16 protein-coding genes are annotated in these 18,035 nt (G+C 41.5%); 9 read left to right on the top strand and 7 right to left on the bottom strand.

Annotated elements, in window-relative coordinates; translation table 11 throughout:
* The first annotated feature begins 18 nt into the window (after positions 1-18).
* A complete protein-coding gene (locus ACZ5B7_RS06375; protein WP_464493136.1) occupies positions 19-3,102 on the top strand; it encodes an efflux RND transporter permease subunit in 3,084 nt (1,027 codons plus the stop codon).
* A 110-nt stretch (positions 3,103-3,212) separates the two neighbouring features.
* Here the strand turns inward: ACZ5B7_RS06375 and ACZ5B7_RS06380 are convergent, their stop codons facing one another.
* Positions 3,213-4,061: a peptidylprolyl isomerase gene (locus ACZ5B7_RS06380; RefSeq protein ID WP_464493137.1), complete on the bottom strand. Its 849-nt coding sequence runs from the start codon at positions 4,059-4,061 to the stop codon at positions 3,213-3,215.
* Between the two features lie 267 nt (positions 4,062-4,328).
* Here ACZ5B7_RS06380 and ACZ5B7_RS06385 point away from each other — a divergent pair, with 267 nt between their 5' ends.
* Positions 4,329-4,628 carry a hypothetical protein gene (locus tag ACZ5B7_RS06385; RefSeq protein WP_464493138.1) on the top strand — a complete coding sequence of 100 codons (300 nt, stop codon included), beginning with the start codon at positions 4,329-4,331 and terminating at the stop codon, positions 4,626-4,628.
* 51 nt (positions 4,629-4,679) lie between these two features.
* Here the strand turns inward: ACZ5B7_RS06385 and ACZ5B7_RS06390 are convergent, their stop codons facing one another.
* The 4 genes from ACZ5B7_RS06390 to ACZ5B7_RS06405 all read right to left on the bottom strand — a co-directional run bounded on the left by ACZ5B7_RS06390 (position 4,680) and on the right by ACZ5B7_RS06405 (position 8,461).
* A complete protein-coding gene (locus ACZ5B7_RS06390) occupies positions 4,680-4,850 on the bottom strand; it encodes a DUF3896 family protein (protein ID WP_464493139.1) in 171 nt (56 codons plus the stop codon).
* Positions 4,851-5,041: 191 nt separating this feature from the next.
* Positions 5,042-6,304, bottom strand: coding sequence for a dicarboxylate/amino acid:cation symporter (locus ACZ5B7_RS06395; protein WP_464493140.1), 1,263 nt, complete (start codon positions 6,302-6,304; stop codon positions 5,042-5,044).
* Positions 6,305-6,502: 198 nt separating this feature from the next.
* Positions 6,503-7,216 (bottom strand): YwaF family protein, encoded by a 714-nt coding sequence (locus tag ACZ5B7_RS06400; RefSeq protein ID WP_464493141.1) that lies wholly within the window; start codon positions 7,214-7,216, stop codon positions 6,503-6,505.
* 183 nt (positions 7,217-7,399) lie between these two features.
* The gene (locus ACZ5B7_RS06405) at positions 7,400-8,461 is read right to left on the bottom strand and encodes a DctP family TRAP transporter solute-binding subunit (RefSeq protein ID WP_464493142.1); all 1,062 of its coding nucleotides are present in this window, start codon (positions 8,459-8,461) and stop codon (positions 7,400-7,402) included.
* An 80-nt stretch (positions 8,462-8,541) separates the two neighbouring features.
* On the opposite strand from ACZ5B7_RS06405, the gene ACZ5B7_RS06410 reads away from it, so the two are divergent.
* From ACZ5B7_RS06410 to ACZ5B7_RS06430, 5 genes are all read left to right on the top strand, one after another.
* Complete coding sequence (locus tag ACZ5B7_RS06410; protein ID WP_464493143.1) at positions 8,542-10,113, top strand: ATP-binding protein; 1,572 nt, start codon at positions 8,542-8,544, stop codon at positions 10,111-10,113.
* 16 nt (positions 10,114-10,129) lie between these two features.
* On the top strand, positions 10,130-10,810 hold the full coding sequence (locus ACZ5B7_RS06415; protein WP_464493144.1) for a response regulator: 681 nt from the start codon (positions 10,130-10,132) through the stop codon (positions 10,808-10,810).
* A gap of 92 nt (positions 10,811-10,902) precedes the next feature.
* On the top strand, positions 10,903-11,862 hold the full coding sequence (locus tag ACZ5B7_RS06420) for a 2-hydroxyacid dehydrogenase (RefSeq protein ID WP_464493145.1): 960 nt from the start codon (positions 10,903-10,905) through the stop codon (positions 11,860-11,862).
* Between the two features lie 269 nt (positions 11,863-12,131).
* Positions 12,132-13,118 (top strand): Gfo/Idh/MocA family protein, encoded by a 987-nt coding sequence (locus ACZ5B7_RS06425; RefSeq protein WP_464493146.1) that lies wholly within the window; start codon positions 12,132-12,134, stop codon positions 13,116-13,118.
* Positions 13,119-13,257: 139 nt separating this feature from the next.
* Positions 13,258-13,485: a hypothetical protein gene (locus tag ACZ5B7_RS06430; RefSeq protein ID WP_464493147.1), complete on the top strand. Its 228-nt coding sequence runs from the start codon at positions 13,258-13,260 to the stop codon at positions 13,483-13,485.
* A 142-nt stretch (positions 13,486-13,627) separates the two neighbouring features.
* Here the strand turns inward: ACZ5B7_RS06430 and ACZ5B7_RS06435 are convergent, their stop codons facing one another.
* The gene (locus ACZ5B7_RS06435) at positions 13,628-13,945 is read right to left on the bottom strand and encodes a hypothetical protein (protein ID WP_464493148.1); all 318 of its coding nucleotides are present in this window, start codon (positions 13,943-13,945) and stop codon (positions 13,628-13,630) included.
* A gap of 237 nt (positions 13,946-14,182) precedes the next feature.
* On the opposite strand from ACZ5B7_RS06435, the gene ACZ5B7_RS06440 reads away from it, so the two are divergent.
* Both ACZ5B7_RS06440 and ACZ5B7_RS06445 read left to right on the top strand, forming a co-directional pair.
* Positions 14,183-15,199, top strand: coding sequence for a pirin family protein (locus ACZ5B7_RS06440; RefSeq protein WP_464493149.1), 1,017 nt, complete (start codon positions 14,183-14,185; stop codon positions 15,197-15,199).
* Positions 15,200-15,289: 90 nt separating this feature from the next.
* Positions 15,290-15,733: a carboxymuconolactone decarboxylase family protein gene (locus ACZ5B7_RS06445; protein WP_423801217.1), complete on the top strand. Its 444-nt coding sequence runs from the start codon at positions 15,290-15,292 to the stop codon at positions 15,731-15,733.
* A gap of 152 nt (positions 15,734-15,885) precedes the next feature.
* On the opposite strand, the gene ACZ5B7_RS06450 is transcribed toward ACZ5B7_RS06445, so the two are convergent.
* Positions 15,886-17,997, bottom strand: a complete 2,112-nt coding sequence (locus ACZ5B7_RS06450; RefSeq protein ID WP_464493150.1) for an MMPL family transporter — start codon at positions 17,995-17,997, stop codon at positions 15,886-15,888.
* Positions 17,998-18,035 lie beyond the last annotated feature (38 nt).

The raw sequence follows: 18,035 nt of genomic DNA on the forward strand, positions 1-18,035 counted from the left end.
TTTAGGGCAGGTGTAATAGTGAAAGGGTTAGTCAATTTTGTCTTAAGAAATAAATTAGCAGTTTGGTTGTTGACTATCATCATTACGGTATCTGGTATTTATTCGGGGATGCGAATGAAAACCGAGATGATTCCCGATATTTCCATTCCGTACTTAATGGTAACGGATGTTTATCCTGGTGCCACCCCAGAACGGGTTATGAAGGACATCTCCATGCCAATTGAAAAAGCGGCGGAGGGCCTTGATCACGTTAAAGCCGTTTATTCCAATTCCTATTCAAATATGGCGAGCATCCAGGTGGAATACGAGTATGGTATCGATATGGATGAGGCAAAGCGTGAATTAAAATCGGCATTGGATTCCTTGAAAATGCCGGAAGGGGCGCAGAAACCAACGACCACAGCGATCAGCATGAACATGATGCCTGTCGTTGCGCTAAGTGTCAGCAGTTCAAAAGAGGATATTGTTGAGCTTACATCAACCGTTGAGGAAAGCTTGGTTCCTAAAATTGAGAAACTGGATGGTGTTGCATCTGCAACCATTACTGGTCAGCATATTGACGAAGTAGACCTTACGTACAATAAGGCTAAATTGGCTGAGTTAGGTTTAACAGAAGATAAAGTAAAACAAATGATTCAAGCGAGCAACATGGCTGTTTCCTTAGGTCTTTACCAGTTTAAGGAAGGCGAGCAGGCTGTTGCAATTGACGGAAAGTTCATGACGGTGGATGAACTAAACAATATGCTGATCCCTGTTACACCATCAGCATCCAATCCAGCACCGGTTGTGAAACTTGGCGATATTGCTGAGGTTAAGACAATCGGTAAGGTGCAATCGATTTCCCGAACAAACGGCAAAGATGCGATTGCGATTCAAGTTGTCAAAGCCCAGCAGGCAAATACCGTAGATGTTGTAAACAAGGTAAAGAAATTAATAAAAGATGAAAAAGCGAAATATGATGGACTTACGATTGATGTAACGCTTGACCAAGGGAAACCTATTCAGGAATCTGTAAACACGATGGTAGAAAAGGCCGTGTTTGGCGGTTTGATCGCAGTTCTAATCATTCTATTATTCTTGCGTGATTTTAAATCGACGATTATTTCTATCGTCTCAATTCCAGTGTCGATTCTAATGGCCCTGCTGATTCTGAACTGGATGGATATCACTTTAAATATCATGACACTTGGGGCAGTAACAGTTGCGATCGGCCGGGTGATCGATGACTCCATAGTAGTCGTGGAAAATATTTACCGGCGCCTGCATTTAAAGGAAGAGATGTTAACAGGGCGCGCCTTGGTCCGTGAAGCGACCATTGAAATGTTCAAACCAATTATGTCCTCGACATTGGTAACGGTCGCCGTTTTTGCACCGTTGATTTTCGTAGGTGGTATGGTTGGTGAATTGTTCACACCATTTGCCTTAACGATGGCATTTTCACTGGGAGCTTCATTGCTCGTGGCTATTACCATCGTACCGGCTCTTTCGCATTTCTTATTCAGGAAAAAATTATACAGCGAGAAGACGGCCATCCGTCATAAAGATGCCGGGGAGCTTGCCGAATGGTATAAGTGGTTTTTGGAAAAAGCACTTAACCACAAAGTCATCGCTTCTGTTTTGGCTGTACTGTTATTAGCCGGCAGCTTAGCATTAACGCCACTAATTGGTTTCAGCTTCATGGGCAGCGAAGAAGATAAGGTCATATACTTATCCTACACACCAAAAGCCGGCGAACTTCACGAGCAGACATTGGAAAATGTTAAAGCGGTCGAAGAAAAAATGCTGAAACGTAAAGATATTGATATTGTTCAAATCTCCATTACCGAAGAAGGCGACCCGCAGCGGGCTATGATGGGCGGCGGATCAAAAGGGGGATTAATGTATCTGATTTTTGATCCGGATACGCAGAACTTCCCATCCGTTAAGGAGAAGATCGAAAAGTATGTAACAGGTCTTGGCCAATCGGGAACATGGAAAAGCCAGAACTTCTCATCCATGTCGGGATCGACCAATGAAGTCAGCTATACGTTCTACAGTGAAAATTTAAATAAACTGAATGATTCAGTAAAAAAAGTCGAATCAGTTCTGAAGAAACATAAAGATTTAAAAGATGTGACTTCAACTGCCGAGGATGCTTATATTGAGTATACCTTCCGAGTTGAACAAGCTCATCTTCTAAAGTATGGGCTAACAACTGGCCAGCTTGTGATGATGTTAAATCCGCAGAAAACGAAGGATGTATTAACAACTGTTGACAAAAACGGGAAAGCTTTAGACGTCATCGTTCAGCAGGCCCAAACGACCCAGCCGGAATCTATCGATGAGATGCTTTCTAAACAGGTACCGACGGCAGTAGGGGCAAATGTGCCGCTCTCTGAGTTAGTGACTGTCAAGAAGGGGACCACGATGAATACATTGGCGCGCAGTAAAGGTGAATACTATGCAACCGTTTCAGCAACAATCAAAGGCAAAGACCTTTCGAAAGTAACCTCTAAGGTGGGGAAAGAAATAGATAAATTGGATCTCCCTAAGGGAGTGACAGTTGGCGTTGCCGGTGTCCAAGCAGATATGACGGAAACCTTTACCCAGCTAGGAGCGGCCATGGCAGCAGCGATTGCAATCGTCTACTTCATCCTTGTTGTTACTTTTCGTGAAGGTGTTGCGCCGTTTGCCATCCTATTCTCACTGCCATTTGCAGTGATTGGTTCCTTGGTAGGTTTGTTAATTGCTGGGGAAACCATTTCCGTTTCGGTCATGATGGGGCTGTTGATGCTGATTGGTATCGTTGTTACGAACGCCATCGTTTTGGTGGACCGGATTATTCATATGGAACGCGATGGCTTGAGTATGAGGAAAGCCGTTTTGGAGGCCGGAGCGACACGTCTTCGTCCAATCCTTATGACCGCTATTGCTACCATTGGCGCGTTAATCCCATTGGCACTTGGTGAAGGTGGCGGAGGATTAATCTCGAAAGGTCTTGCCATTACTGTTATCGGCGGCTTAGCAAGTTCAACGCTATTAACCTTAATCGTTGTTCCAATTGTGTATGAAGTGCTTTCTAAGTTGTTTAAAAAAAATCGTAGAGAAATAGAAGAAAACTAAAAATTCAGGCCATGCAGGATTTTTTGATGAAATGCCCTATTTAAATCATAACCTCAACCAAAAAAGCAAAAGCCGAGAGCATTTTCTCGGCTTTTTTCTATGGAAAATTCTTATTGAACAGCTGTTGCAGAAAACTCCGCAGCAGCTTTTAAATCTTTATCAGAAATGCTGACATCTGCCTTTTTGAACTCGTCTTTTAACACTTTAACAATCTGATCCTGTGTGACTTTTGATTGCTTTACCTGTTCGGTAAGGGTTTTTTTCATTTCCTCGTATGATTTTTTCTCCTTTTTATCAGTTACCTGGATGATATGGTATCCGTAGGAGGATTTGATTGGGTCACTGATTTGATCCTTTTCTAAAGCATAGGCTGCTTTTTCAAAATCAGGATCCATGACGCCGGTGCCAAACCAGCCAAGGTCGCCGCCTTTGGAGGCAGTGGCGGTATCCTCTGATTCCTTCGCTAAATCTTCAAACTTAGCTCCAGACTTGAGTTTCGCTGCAATTTCATTTGCTTTTGCTTCATCGCTCACTAAAATATGCCGGGCATGAATTTCCGGTTTGTAATCATCGTATGCCTGCTTCAGTTCTTTATCCGTTACCTTAAGGGTTTTAAACACTGCCTTTTGTTCCAGAAGATTTAGTTTTACAGAGTTTCGGTAGTCGTCTTCGTCTTTAAAGCCATATTGCTGAAGGGTGGATAGAAATGAATCACCTATTTGCTCCTTTGTTTTATTCACTTGGGCGTCCACTTCAGACTTAGAAACGGTATAGTTTTTTGCCAACACTTTTTCCACTGCAAGCTGCTGAAGTGTTTGTGTTCCATATTTGTCTTTCATCGCTTGATATAATTCATCCTGAGAGATGTTTCCTGCGTCGGATTTCATGATGGAGCTGCTGCTGCAGCCTGCCAAAGCCAAAGCGCCAACCATAAATCCTGAAAGAATCCATTTTTTCAATTATTTCACTCCTAAATTTTTAGCTAGTAAGAAGTATAAACTTTCTGTCGAAAGCTTTATACTTTCTTAACGCATAAATTCAACTACGCCTCTGTCTTCGTCCAAACGGACTCGCCAATCGCGAGTTTTCATTTATAAAATCTATGGTACAGAATGAATATGAATAAAAAATGAACAAGCTAAGAACAATTGTAGAAAAAATGGAAAGCGGCCGGAAGAAACGATAAAATATATTTTATTTCCGCTAATTAAGAAAGGATGTCACATGTGTCAATTTTGTCTTCACTTCTTTATACGCTAGTAGTCGGCGCCATTTTCGTGTATGTATTCATTTTTTTATATGATGTGTTTTATGGAGAAAAACAAGAGAAGCAGGAAAAGAAAATACGGAAATATTATAAAAACGAATCCATCCAAAAGATTGATCTGGTTGAACATCAGCCGCGTAAATATACGATTTATCAACTTAAAACAGATAAGGAAACAAGAAGGGTTAAATTAAAGCCTGGGTATAAAGTGGTGAAATTAGTACCGAAGGAAAAGAAAATTAATAAAAAAAGTAACTAACCGTCATGGCAGTTGCTTTTGAACTATCATTAAGATTTATAGATGAGGATGTTACCCTCGGGCGTAATGATTCATATCGGTTAATTCAATAATGTAGTTGTAGTTATCAATGGAATGAAGAAGAGTTTCTTTTTCCTCCTTTGATAGTTGAAGATTCTCCAAACTTTTCTCTAAATTATGTTTTGAAGCTTCTAATTTTTCCTTTACTTCTAGGTAGTTCATAACTAAGAACTCCTTTCTATTAGAAAAAGTTATTGAAACCTATGAGATGTTTGAAATCGCTTTCCTTTATATTTTTATTATAATATGATTATCCACTTTACTATTGTTAGATATGTTATGAATTTATGACATTTGGGAAGATGCAAAAAAGGACTGACTCAGTGGAGCCAGCCCTTTTTTTATACGTATTATTAAGAAGCAATAGAAGTTTTTGTTTTAGCCGCAGGTGCGCTGCTTGCTTTAAATTCTCCTTCAGTTTTTGAAATTACAACCGTTGCTACACCGTTACCAATTAAGTTGGTAATCGCACGCGCTTCAGACATGAATCGGTCTACACCTAGGATAAGCGCCATTCCTTCAACAGGAATCATTGGGAAGGCAGCTAACGTAGCGGCTAATGTAATGAATCCAGATCCGGTAACGCCTGCAGCACCTTTTGAAGTAAGCATTAATACGCCAAGTAAGGTTAATAGCTGCCAAATAGTTAATTCTACTCCATAGGCTTGAGCGATAAAGACCGCTGCCATTGAAAGATAGATGGAGGTACCATCAAGATTAAATGAATAACCAGTTGGAACAACCAGACCTACTACTGACTTAGAACAGCCAAATTTCTCAAGCTTTTCCATCATTTTAGGAAGAGCTGATTCCGAAGAAGATGTACCTAACACAAGCAGGATTTCATCTTTAATGTATTTTAAGAAACTAAAGATATTAAAGTTATAGAATTTCGCAATCGTACCTAGAATGAAAACAATGAAAAGGAACATTGTAAGATAAACGGAGCCCATCAATTTTCCTAAAGAAAGAAGTGAGCCGATTCCAAAGTTACCAATTGTAAAGGCCATCGCACCGAATGCTGCGATTGGTGAAAACTTCATAACGATATTAACAATTGAGAAGAAGATCTCTGATACTTTTTCAAAAAATGAGATCACTGGTGCTGCTTTTTCCCCCAAAGAAGCAGCTGCAATTCCGAATAATACGGCAAAAAACAGAACAGGCAGCAGTTCTCCTCCAGAAAGTGCTGCAAGGGCGTTATCAGGAACAATTCCCATGAAGAAGTCCATCAAGCCATGGCTTGATTCCGCAGCAGCCTTTGTATACTGCGTTACGTCCGCTCCTTCAGCGCCTTTGGTGTTAAAGCCATGTCCGGGCTTTATGATGGATACAACTAGTATCCCAATTGCTAATGCGAACGTAGTGACAATTTCAAAATAAAGCAGTGCCTTACCGCCAATACGGCCAACCTTCTTTAAATCTCCCATATTTCCAATACCGATGACGATGGTAAAGAAGATGATTGGTGCGATGACCATTTTTATTAGTTTAATAAAGATATCTGCTAGAACCTTTAGCTTTGCCCCAAACTCTGGAAACAGAAACCCGACTGCAATACCTAGAATAATACCGATAATAACTTGAACCGTTAAATTGCGAAAATTAATTTTCATTCCATTTACCCCCTTTGTTTGATAACGTTTTCATTTCTCCCTGTTTTCATATTAATTGATAATTTGAAATTTTAATATTTTAGGTGATAATGGTCTTTTTGGTCTTTTTGGTCTTAGAATTGGGCAAAGTATATTTAGTGTTAATAATAAGAAAAGGGACTGCCTGCCAAGGCAATCCCAATTTCGACTATTTTTCAGCTATCTAATTTTCCCCTTTTTTTCTCTGAAAACGAACCAAACGATTAAGGTAAGTATAATGGTAAGTACTTCTAGTGAAAGAATATAGTATGGGTAAGGGCCCAAGAAGTCTAATAAACTTGCATGTTTGGGTTTATGATTTAGGTACATATAATTTCCATCTACAAGATGATTGATAAGGAAGACTGTCGGCGCCAAAACATTTATGAATACAAACAGCTTTACACAGGACCAAATCGTTGGCCGATACCCCTTTGCCCATGTGAAATAAAGCGGCACCCAAACGATCACCATATGGGTAATAAAGAAATGAAAAAAGCGGAAATGTGGGAAGTCGTAGTTTAATGATGGGGTGAAAATAGCTTGCGTGGCACCTAGCAGGCCTGTGAACAACAAAATTTCATAAAGAAGTTTCTTTCTAGAAAATAAGAAAATAATCGTCAAAAGCAAACTAATATTGCACAATTCAAGCGGGAGAGAATGACTTGCTTTCCAGTTTCCATTTACATACATCCATAAATGGTTAATCAATTCTAGTATAATCAATGAGATGGCTAAGCCTATTTCTGCGTGTCTCCATTTTTCGTCCTTTAACCGGCCTCGCATATAGTAAAGTCCCGCTGTAAAACCCAAGAAGATACCCATAATGATAAAATGACTTAATGAAAACATTTCAAAATCGAACTTAGCATAATTATCCCCAAACCACTCCATAGTTTCACCATCCTTTCATTACATAATGGGTGGACCGAACAATTTATGTTGAGTCTTTGTAGTAACATATGCTAGTACTGTACTGCGTGTTCGACATTCCACTGTCCTGAAAACATCAACAAAAAAAGCCTTGAATAATCAAGGCTCTAAAGGTCATATTAGAATTCTTCAATAAGCGAAACTTTAGTGTGTCTCCAGTTGGTCCATCCTTTTCTTTACAAATTCTTTCATTTCCTTGTCTTTTGTAGTTTGCAGAAACTTCTGGTAAACAGGTCTTAAGGCTTGATACCACTCCATTTTTTCCTGCTCCGTTAATCGATAAATTTGGATGGAGGATTCCCGCTCTATTAGATTGAGCTGCTCTTTGTTTACCCGTTGTGATTCGGAAATCATCCACGAGGTGGTTTCGGACATTGCCTCTTGAATATCCCGCTGGACCTCTTTAGGCAGCTTGTCCCAAAACTCTTTGTTCATTAGAACCGCATAACCCAAAAATCCATGATTACTGACCGTCATATACTTTTGCATACCATAAATGCGTCTGGAATAAATATTTGAAATCGTATTTTCTTGACCGTCAAATTGGTCTTCCTGAAGCGATGTATATAATTGGTTAAAAGGAACCTCGACAGGCTGAGCGCCTAATGCCTCGAATTGTTCAGCTATAATGGGACTTGGCATAATTCGAAATCTTTGACCTTTAAAGTCATCTGGGTACAAAAGGGGGTTAAGATTGCTTGACATTTGCTTAAAGCCATTGCTCCACAAGGCAAGCCCCTTGATTCCTTTGTTCTCATTTATTGATAAAAACCTATGACCAAGCTCGCTTGAAAGTGTCTCTTCAATATCTTGATCATTCTCAAACAAAAACGGCAAGTCAAACAGTCCCCATTCTGGTGCCAGGTTTGTCAGTTTGGATACGGAGGGGGCAATCATTTGGACATCGTTATCAATAAGAGCGTCGAGCTCATCTTCGTCAGTATGCAAACTTCCATTTGGATACACTTCTACTTTGACTAAGCCATCTGTTTTTTCCTCCACCAGCCGGGCGAACTTTTGCGCGGCCAGCCCCTTAGGAGTATTTTCAGCAACAACGTGGCTAAAACGGATGACGATTTGTTTGGACAATCCGTCTTGTTCATCATCATAGGGGATTTCCTTCCCGCTTAACAAACTGGCGGGCAAGAAGAAGAAACCAATTATTAAGGTGATGACAAGCACGCTTGATGCAATTAAATACTTCATCAGAAATTCCCCCTTGTTTTCCTTATTATTTTAACATGTTAAAATTATTTTAGTAGATTTCATCTGAAAGGAATACTCCTATGAATCGTCTCTCAATACAGACCAAGATTACGGCGCTGATCTTTTTTATTGTTTCATTCTCTCTGTTACTTGCCGGAATTATCGTTATTAGTAATTTCATCAATACTGAAGAGGCTGAATTACAAAAAAGGGCTTTACTTTCGGCACAAACCATTGCAGAGGATGGAGGAATCAAATCCAATATTACGGGAAGCATGGAGGACAAGAGGAAGATTCGCAAACGAGTGGAAACACTGCGAATCATCCATCATGCGGACTATATTGTTGTGATGGATATGAATCATATGCGTCTATCTCACCCCCTTCCAAGCTTGATAGGAAAAAGGTCCAATGGGAGCGATGAGGGACCGGCATTTGCCGAACTTACCTACACGACAAAAGCAAAAGGTGAAGTAGGTACCATGATTCGAGCCTTTGTGCCGATTATGAATGAGGAGCATCAGCAAGTCGGGGTCGTCCTGGCAGGTTATAAACTTCCTACTTTTTTTGAAATGATTTGGGATTTACGGATGGAAATTCTATTTGCCGGCTTCATCTCATTATTGTTTGGCGGCTGGGGGTCCTGGCTGTTTGCTTCTAAAATGAAAAAGCAAATGTTTAATTTGGAACCGCACGAGATTGCTCAATTAGTGCAGGAGCGGACGGAAACCTTTAATGCCATGCATGAAGGGATTATCGCCATTGACAAGGAAGAAAAGATTACGATTTTTAACGATAAAGCAAAAACAATGATGGGGATTTCAGGAGATGTGATTGGCAGGTCTATTGCCGAGGTAGTACCGGACACAAGATTGCCGGAAATTCTCGAGCTCAAGAAGCCGATTTATAACAAAGAGCTGACCGTTCGTAATTTAAATATACACAGTAATCGCATTCCGATTAAAGTAAATAATGAAATCATTGGAGCGCTTGCCATATTCCAAGACCGCACCGAAGTGAAAAAACTGGCCGAAGAGTTAACCGGCTTTAAAGCTTTTGTCAGTGCCTTAAGGGTGCAAAATCACGAACATATGAACAAGCTTCATACAATTGCTGGACTGTTGCAGCTTGGGAACCCGAAAAAAGCGCTTGAATATGTATTTCAAACAGCCGAAGAGCAAGAAGAACTGACACAATTTTTGTCGAAGAATATTAAGAGTGAAAGTCTTTCCGGTCTGTTGATCAGTAAGGTTAGCCGAGCCAAGGAATTGGGCATTCATTTACATATTGACCGCAACAGCCGGCTGCATTCGTTCCCAGAACCGCTGGATGAACATGATTTTGTGATTATTATCGGAAACCTCATTGAAAATGCGTTTGATTCCTATAGGAACAAGGATATAGATGAGAAAAATATTTATGTTAGTATCGAACATGATGAGGAGATTTTATCGATTCTCGTTGAAGACAACGGGAGCGGCATTCCTGAAAACGTTCTGCCGCATATTTTTATAAAGGGCTTTTCAACCAAGGACAGCTTGGATCATGGAATTGGGCTTTATTTAATAAAAGAAATCGTTGATCGGGCGGGCGGCACGATTCAGGTAGAATCAGACCTTGGAAAAGGGACGACCTTTATTGTAACGATTTAACAAGGGGGATTGTTATATGGCTGAAGGGCTAATTCGGGTTCTGTTAATAGAGGATGATCCGATGGTTCAAGAAATAAACAGGCAGTTTGTGGAGAGGGTAGAAGGGTATAAGGTCATTGGTGTTGCCTCAAATGGAAAAGAGGGGATTGAGCTTATCAAAAAAGAAAGGCCGGACCTCGTTTTTATCGATATTTATATGCCCAACCAGGATGGAATTACGACAATCAAACAAATTCGCTCAGAGGAACTCGGAACGGATGTCATTGCGGTAACGGCAGCAAGTGATATTGAAACGGTCCGTGATGTCCTACAGCATGGGGCCGTTGATTATATCATGAAGCCTTTTAAATTTGAGCGGATTCAGCAAGCTTTGATAAATTACCGGAATTATTATAGCAGCCTTTTGAAAAAAGATGCGATTTCCCAGCAGGAATTGGATCATTTGTTATTTCAGCGAGGCAAGCAGGATAAAGGCGAGCTCCCAAAAGGACTGAATATGTTGACACTAGAAAAGGTAATCGAATATTTAAAAGGGCAGGACCAGGCCATCTCTGCAGAAGCAGTCGCAGAAGGCATCGGCCTCGCCCGTGTCACCGCGAGACGATACTTAGAATATCTCGAACAAAGCGGAAAAGTGGAAATCGTCATCGAATATGGCGGAATTGGCCGGCCTGTTAACCAATATAAGATTTTGTGATGCATGGGGACGGTTCTTTTGCCTCACTTACGTGAGGCAAAAGAACCGTCCCTATGTTTCAATGCTATATAATGTAAATAGGAGGGATTACGATGAAACCAAAAGTGATAGTTTATAAAAAAGTAGATTCTAATGTTTTGGAATTTTTACAGCAAACATGTGAAGTTGTTTATTTTGAGGAACTAGATTCAAATACATATCCTGCATTTTTTCAGGAATTGAAAAATGCAGATGGGATATTGGGTTCAAGGTTGAAAGTGGACGCCAAATTATTGGACAAGGCTCCTCAGTTAAAAATAGTCAGCAATATGTCAGTAGGGTACGATAATTTGGATATAGCAGCATTGACAGCACGTGGAGTCATGGCAACGAATACCCCTGATGTATTGAATGATACGGTAGCAGATACGATTATGGGATTAATTTTGGCTGCAGCTAGAAGGATACCGGAATTGGACCAATGGATGAAAACCGGGCAGTGGCAATCCGAACTGAAAGAACAGTGGTATGGGGTAGATGTCCATCATAAGGTATTGGGAATTATTGGCATGGGCGGAGTCGGCACTACCGTGGCCAAAAGGGCACACTGTGGCTTTGATATGGAGATTCTTTACCACAATCGATCAAGAAATATGGCTGCAGAAGAGAAGTATGGCGCCACCTATTGTTCAATGGAAGAATTGTTGAAGATATCCGATTTTGTCTGTCTCCTGACGCCGCTAATGCCGGAAACCGAAAAGCTAATCGGAAAAAGAGAGTTTGAACTCATGAAAAAGTCGGCGATTTTTATCAATGCATCAAGAGGGAAAACCGTTGACGAGGAAGCATTGATTCAGGCCCTGCAAACTGGTGAAATTGCTGGTGCCGGCTTGGATGTGTTTGTCCAGGAACCAATTAATATGGACAATCCGCTACTTTCCATGAAGAACGTAGTAACCCTGCCGCATATCGGCTCAGCCACCTATGAAACCCGTTTTCAAATGGCAATGACAGCGGCGACTAACCTCGTTTCCGGCCTAACAGGCGACACTCCAGCAAATTTAATCAAGTGAAGCAAGGGGACGGTTCTTTTGCATCATTTAGTGATGCAAAAGAACCGTCCCAGTGTATCATTTGACCATAAGGTAAGATTTGCCGTTTAAATTATCAATTGCTTGGAGGCCGGTGATATTTTTTGTGAAAAAAACTTTTACCTTTAGAAATTGATTTTCTAATATACATAGAGATAATGGCCTTATATCAAGAGCAACCTGTATTTCTAGATAAATTAGGGAAAATTTAATAAATCCGAGACAACCAAAGAAGAAGGAGACCTATGACCATGAAATTCGAAAAAGTTCGTTGGGGTATTATTGGCTGCGGCGATGTTACCGAGGTAAAGAGCGGGCCAGCTTTTCAAAAAGTTAAGAATTCAGAGTTAGTTGCTGTTATGAGGAGAACCGGTGAACTAGCGAAAGACTATGCGGAAAGACACCATGTCCCGAAATGGTACGATAATGCCGATTCACTTATAAACGACCCGGATGTTGATGCTGTCTACATTGCTACACCGCCAGGTTCACACAAAGAATATACCCTTAAAGCTGCACAAGCGGGAAAACCTGTCTATGTAGAAAAGCCAATGGCGCTCAACTTTGCCGAATGCCAGGAAATGATTGCTGCCTGCAAAGCCGCCGGCGTTCCATTGTTTGTTGCCTACTACCGCAGGGAAATGCCTCGATTTTTAAAAATTAAAGAGTTGTTGGAGAAAAATGCAATCGGAGATGTCCGTTTTGTTTCAACAACACAGTATCAAAAAGCTTCAGATGACGTAAAAGACCCCGAAAAACTTTCATGGAGAGTGCAACCTGAAATTTCAGGCGGTGGGCTGTATTTCGACCTCGCCAGCCACACCCTTGATTTGCTCGATTTTCTACTGGGGCCGATTAAGAACGTTAACGGATTTGCCTCCAACCAGGCGGATTATTACCGGGCGGAAGATATTGTGACTGGTACATACATGTTCGAATCCGGAATCCATGGGACAGGAACTTGGTGCTTTTCCGCTTTTGAAAATGTCGATGTCAACGAAATCATCGGGAGCAAAGGGAAAATTACCTTTTCCACTTTTGGGTCGGAACCTATTGTTTTGACAACTGCTGAAGGCGTGGAGCAATGGAGTTTTGAACCGCTGCAGCATGTTCATCAGCCTCTTGTGGAAACGATAGTAGAGGAATTGACAGGAGATGGCGGCAAGTGCCCGAGTACTGGAGAGTCTGGTGCGCGGACAAATTGGGTCATGGGGGAAATGACCAATACGATGCTTTAAAAAAATGGGGCAGGCTTCAATTATCTAGTTGTGATAACATTGTGAAATTTTTAACAAACTAATTGAACCTATACATGAATCTGTTATGATAATAATGTAAATAGATTCACAAAAGCGGTTTGTATGGGGGCTGAAAGCCATGTTTTCAAAAAAGAAAACCATCGTATTAGATTTATATGATCAGTATCGGACTCAGGAAGAGTTAAGCGAGATTGTCGTTCACGACCTGAAAGAAAGAGGAAATCAGTGTCAAAAGGTGGATTACAATACCGTCCTCATAAATGACAAAACCTACTCCGTTTCAGACAGAGTATTTCCAATCTGTGGCTTTATTGTCCATCAAGCGGTATTAAAACAAATTCAATAATTCAAATAGATAAGCGGGAGAGCGGCCATTCTCTCGCTTTTCCCTTTTCATAACGCTTACGAGGATATGGAGAAGTGTTTAACTTAAAAGACTTAAGTAGAAGAACACCCAAGGGAACTTCCTTAGGGTGTTCTTATAAAAACTATCTTACAAACTCGCTATGGTGATAGCCATTTTGGGTTGCGTACACCTCATACCATTGATATTTCGGGGCTTTTAACCACTCGTACTTTGGGAGGTATACGAGATATCGGATGTTGCCATCGCTATCAAGCAACGTTTTGAAGATTTTAAATCTCCCGAATCCAAAAGTTTGGTCCATATAACCCTCCAAACCATCTCTTACAAAATGTTTCTTATCCTCCTGCTCCTGCCTATTCAACTCAATCAGCCCATCCACAAAAATACTCAACAGAACCAAAGTAACCGCAATCAACACAAAAACCAAAATATTCAACAAAAAAATAACCTCCTAAATCAAGATAAGTGATGCATGGGGACGGTTCTTTTGCCTCATTCAGAATTGAAGCAAGAGAACCGTCCCCGTGCTTCAAAATCCGCAAAGATGCATCATCTCCTTTGTTTTTGTTAAAATCAATTCGATTGTACTTTTGGGGAGTATAAGAAGGTGTGATTCAGATAACTTTGTTTTGAGATAAATAAGAACATTTTTTGAAAATTTAGGAGGGTAAATAAGATGTCAAATAAGAAAATCCTTAATATACAGAGGTTGGGCTTTCCATGGGTGACGGAAGATCCTTTTTTGATGACTGTGCATCATAAGGATGCTTATCCACCGGGAAATGATGAACAGGGGCCAAGCACTTCATTGGCCGGCAGAAATCTTGGGCAGGATTTTACGATTAAAGACGGCTTTCGGATGTATCATGGCGAAATGGTACCGGGATTTCCGGCGCATCCGCACAAGGGATTTGAAACGGTGACGATTGTTCTGGAGGGTTTGGTCGACCATTTTGATTCGACTGGGGCAAAGGGGCGTTATGGAAATGGAGATGTGCAGTGGCTGACAACTGGGAAAGGCTGCCTGCATACTGAAATGTTTCCGCTTGTCCATAAGGACAAAGGCAACCCGCTGGAGCTTTTTCAAATTTGGCTGAATCTTGCCGCTAAGGATAAAACGGCTAATCCTGATTATAAAATGCTGTGGGCTGAAGATATCCCTGAAATAGAATCCGCAGATGCAAATGGGAAGAAAACGACAGTCCGGCTGATTGCAGGGAAACTTCAGGGGAAAAACAGCTTAGATCCGGCTGCTGCTTCATGGGCAAAAGACCCTATTAATCATGTCGGAATCTACCTTATTCGGATGGAACCAGGAGCAGCGTTTACACTGCCAGCGGTATCCAAAACATTGAATCGGAACATTTATTTTTACGAAGGAGAAGAAATCCATCTGGAGGGGACAACTGTCCAAGCTTATCACCGTGTCAAGCTTTCAGGGGACCAGGAAATCGAAATCACCAATGGCGAAAAAGAGGCATATATTCTCGTTCTTGAAGGTGAACCGATTGGCGAACCAGTCGTGCAGCATGGCCCATTCGTGATGAATTCAGAACAGGAAATCATACAAGCCTTTAATGACTATCGCAGAACACAATTTGGCGGCTGGCCATGGGGCAGGATGGACCCTGTCAATGAACCAGAGGATGGGAGATTTGCACGTCACGGGGATGGAAGAATAGAGAAAAGATAGCGCAAGGGATATGAAATAAGACAAAGTTTTAGTACCAATATTACTAGAAGGATATAATAGTCTTATATTAAATCAAAGGAGTCTTGCTTTATGGTCTTAAGGGTTCCCTACTATGACATTGCACCTGAAGGTTTGAAAATTATGATGGAGATGGAGAAGTATACGAAAACAACAGCAATCGATCGAAAACTTCGTGAGTTGATAAAAATTCGTGCTTCCCAAATTAACGGATGTGCATTTTGTTTGAATATGCATTCAGAAGATGCTCGGAAAATGGGAGAAACCGAACAACGAATATACTGCGTAAGCGCTTGGGAAGACTGTGAATTCTATACCGAGCAAGAAAAGGTGGCGTTAGAGCTTACAGAGCACATCACGTTAATTCCAACCAAACGTGTTCCAGATGAGCTTTATCAACGGGTCCGTAAACATTTTGACGAGAAACAATATGTTGACCTTGTTCTAATCATCAATCAAATCAACAGTTGGAATAGAATCTCTATTTCAATGGGGAACATGGCAACTGAAAAATAATGACTCAAGAACGAACATCTATGGTGTTCGTTCTTTTTTTGCCTCTATACAGAAAAGTGTCAAAAGCGCCCAGTGGTAGTCTTTTATTGTTTAAAAAAGGGTTAAGAAAAAAGAAGAGCAGCCCATGAAGCTGCTCCCCATTGTGATCCTTATTATTGTTTGCCCGCCAATTGCCTTTCCCGCTTTTCAAACAACACAATCAACCCTGGCAACAGCACACCCCTTACCAAGAAGGTATCCAGCAGGATCCCAATGGCGACGATGAAGCCGAAAACGAATAGGAGTTGAATGGGCTGTGTCATCAGAACGGCAAAGGTAGCCGCGAGAATTAGTCCTGCGGAAGAAATGACTCCTCCCGTGCTAGCGACCGCAATTTCGACTGCCTCTCGCACCGAGTGCTTAGCCCGCTCTTCCTGGTAACGGGAAATCAACATGATATTGTAATCAATCCCAAGTGCAATTAAAAATACAAACGAATACAGTGGAACGCGGTTGCTGATGGTATCGATATCAAAGAACAGATTGCTTAGGAACATCCCCAGCCCCAGGGCGGCAAGGAATGAAATCAAGATGGTCCCAATCATATAAACCGACATCTTGATTGACCTGGTCAAACTTATCAGCATCACGAAAATCAAAAGCGTCTCAAGCGCCACAATCACGATAAGGTCGCGGTCATTAATGGAGCGGTCATCGACTTTCGTGGCTGTTTCGCCGGCAAAATAAATGTCCCCGTTCACACCAGCCGAGGCAGCAATTTTATCATGGCTGTCCCGCATATCCTCCAAAGTATCCATCGTATTCGCGGAGTATGGATTTTCCGCAAAAGTTAAACTGTATTGAACGACTTTACCCTCTTCTGCGGTACCATTGACTCTAACGGAGCTTACCAAGTCCTGTTCAGCAAGTTTGTCTTTCAATGCATCCTGTTGTTCTGCAGATAGTGGCTCTGAACCTTCAAATAAAACGGTCGTTGGCGCGAGGTCGCCTTTCTCAAATTTCTCCTCTAGAATTTCATAGCCCATTCGGGATGGCATATCTTTCGGAAATGATTTCATCGTATCAAACTCAAATTTCATGTTCACCATATTGCCTGCTGACAACAGTAGGAACAAGCCAATCACGGCCACCGAAGTCCCCGGTTTTCTAGCAACAAAGCGCCCGATCCGGCTCCATAACGAATTGTTTTTGATGGCATCCTGGCCCACCTTAGGAATAACCGGCCAAAAGGATTTTCTGCCAAAAAGGGCAAACAGGGCTGGAACTAATGTCACCGATGCAATCATGATAATCAGCATAGTGGTGGCAAATGTTGGAGCAAAGTTCCGGTAATCACCAAATCTTGCAAAAAATAATACCAACATGGCCGCAAGAACGGTCCCGCCGGAATAGAACACAGGGGTTCCGACTTCCCGCATCGCCTGCCTCATCGCATCAAATTTATTCTCATGTTTTTTCAATTCTTCCCTAAATCGCGAGAACACAAATAAAGAATAATCAATCACGGCGGCAAACAGAAGAATCGTCATGATAGACAGCGTTTGGCTGCTCATTACCAGTCCTGCCTTGCCCATAAGGCCAAGTGTCTGCATCACCACTTCATACACAAAGGCAGCAGCCAACAGCGGAATTAACGCCAACAGCGGTGAGCGGTAAATCACAATCAATAGCACTAGGATCAGTCCGACTGTTGATAATAAAAGAACAATATCTGCTCTTGAAAATAGATCCAGAGTATCGGTGGCAATACCGGCTGGGCCGGTTACGTACAAGGTTAAATCGGAGTTTTTCTTGACGATTTCCTGAATCGCATCCTCCACCTTTTTAATTTCCTTTGTCTCAATTGATGAATCAATGCTTAAAGGAATAATTGCCGTGGTTTTATCGTCTGAAAAGAAGCCTGCGGCAGCCTGTGGCGGCAGTTTTGATAACGGCACAATCTGGTCCACGCCCTGGATTTTTTCCTTTTCAATTTTATCAACGAGGCTGGCCAGCTGAGGGAAAGTGATTTCACCATCCTTCGATTGAAAAACGAGTATCGCAGGGATTCCTTCATTGTCTTTAAAGTATTTATCCACTTTCTTTTGGGCGATGACCGACTGGGCATCTTCCGGAATAGATTTGAGGCTGGATACTTCATAGTCCTTGGCGCCTGGGGCCAGGACTGCCAACAGCATTGCGGCCGCAAACCAGATTCCAAGCGTAATCCACATTCCTTTTTTGGTCGAGACACGGTCTGTGAGAGATTGCAAGAATGATTTCATTGCATAAGCACCTTTCTGAGTTAGTTTTTATAAAACTA

This window comes from Neobacillus sp. S1115, from assembly GCF_055385565.1.

Excerpts from the sequence above, each read along its gene's own strand:
- ACZ5B7_RS06410 (WP_464493143.1), top strand. The coding sequence starts at position 8,542 with ATGAATCGTCTCTCAATACAGACCAAGATTACGGCGCTGATCTTTTTT.
- ACZ5B7_RS06440 (WP_464493149.1), top strand. The coding sequence starts at position 14,183 with ATGTCAAATAAGAAAATCCTTAATATACAGAGGTTGGGCTTTCCATGG.
- ACZ5B7_RS06430 (WP_464493147.1), top strand. The coding sequence starts at position 13,258 with ATGTTTTCAAAAAAGAAAACCATCGTATTAGATTTATATGATCAGTAT.
- ACZ5B7_RS06445 (WP_423801217.1), top strand. The coding sequence starts at position 15,290 with ATGGTCTTAAGGGTTCCCTACTATGACATTGCACCTGAAGGTTTGAAA.
- ACZ5B7_RS06395 (WP_464493140.1), bottom strand. The coding sequence starts at position 6,304 with ATGAAAATTAATTTTCGCAATTTAACGGTTCAAGTTATTATCGGTATT.
- ACZ5B7_RS06415 (WP_464493144.1), top strand. The coding sequence starts at position 10,130 with ATGGCTGAAGGGCTAATTCGGGTTCTGTTAATAGAGGATGATCCGATG.
- ACZ5B7_RS06400 (WP_464493141.1), bottom strand. The coding sequence starts at position 7,216 with ATGGAGTGGTTTGGGGATAATTATGCTAAGTTCGATTTTGAAATGTTT.
- ACZ5B7_RS06390 (WP_464493139.1), bottom strand. The coding sequence starts at position 4,850 with ATGAACTACCTAGAAGTAAAGGAAAAATTAGAAGCTTCAAAACATAAT.
- ACZ5B7_RS06405 (WP_464493142.1), bottom strand. The coding sequence starts at position 8,461 with ATGAAGTATTTAATTGCATCAAGCGTGCTTGTCATCACCTTAATAATT.
- ACZ5B7_RS06420 (WP_464493145.1), top strand. The coding sequence starts at position 10,903 with ATGAAACCAAAAGTGATAGTTTATAAAAAAGTAGATTCTAATGTTTTG.
- ACZ5B7_RS06450 (WP_464493150.1), bottom strand. The coding sequence starts at position 17,997 with ATGAAATCATTCTTGCAATCTCTCACAGACCGTGTCTCGACCAAAAAA.
- ACZ5B7_RS06425 (WP_464493146.1), top strand. The coding sequence starts at position 12,132 with ATGAAATTCGAAAAAGTTCGTTGGGGTATTATTGGCTGCGGCGATGTT.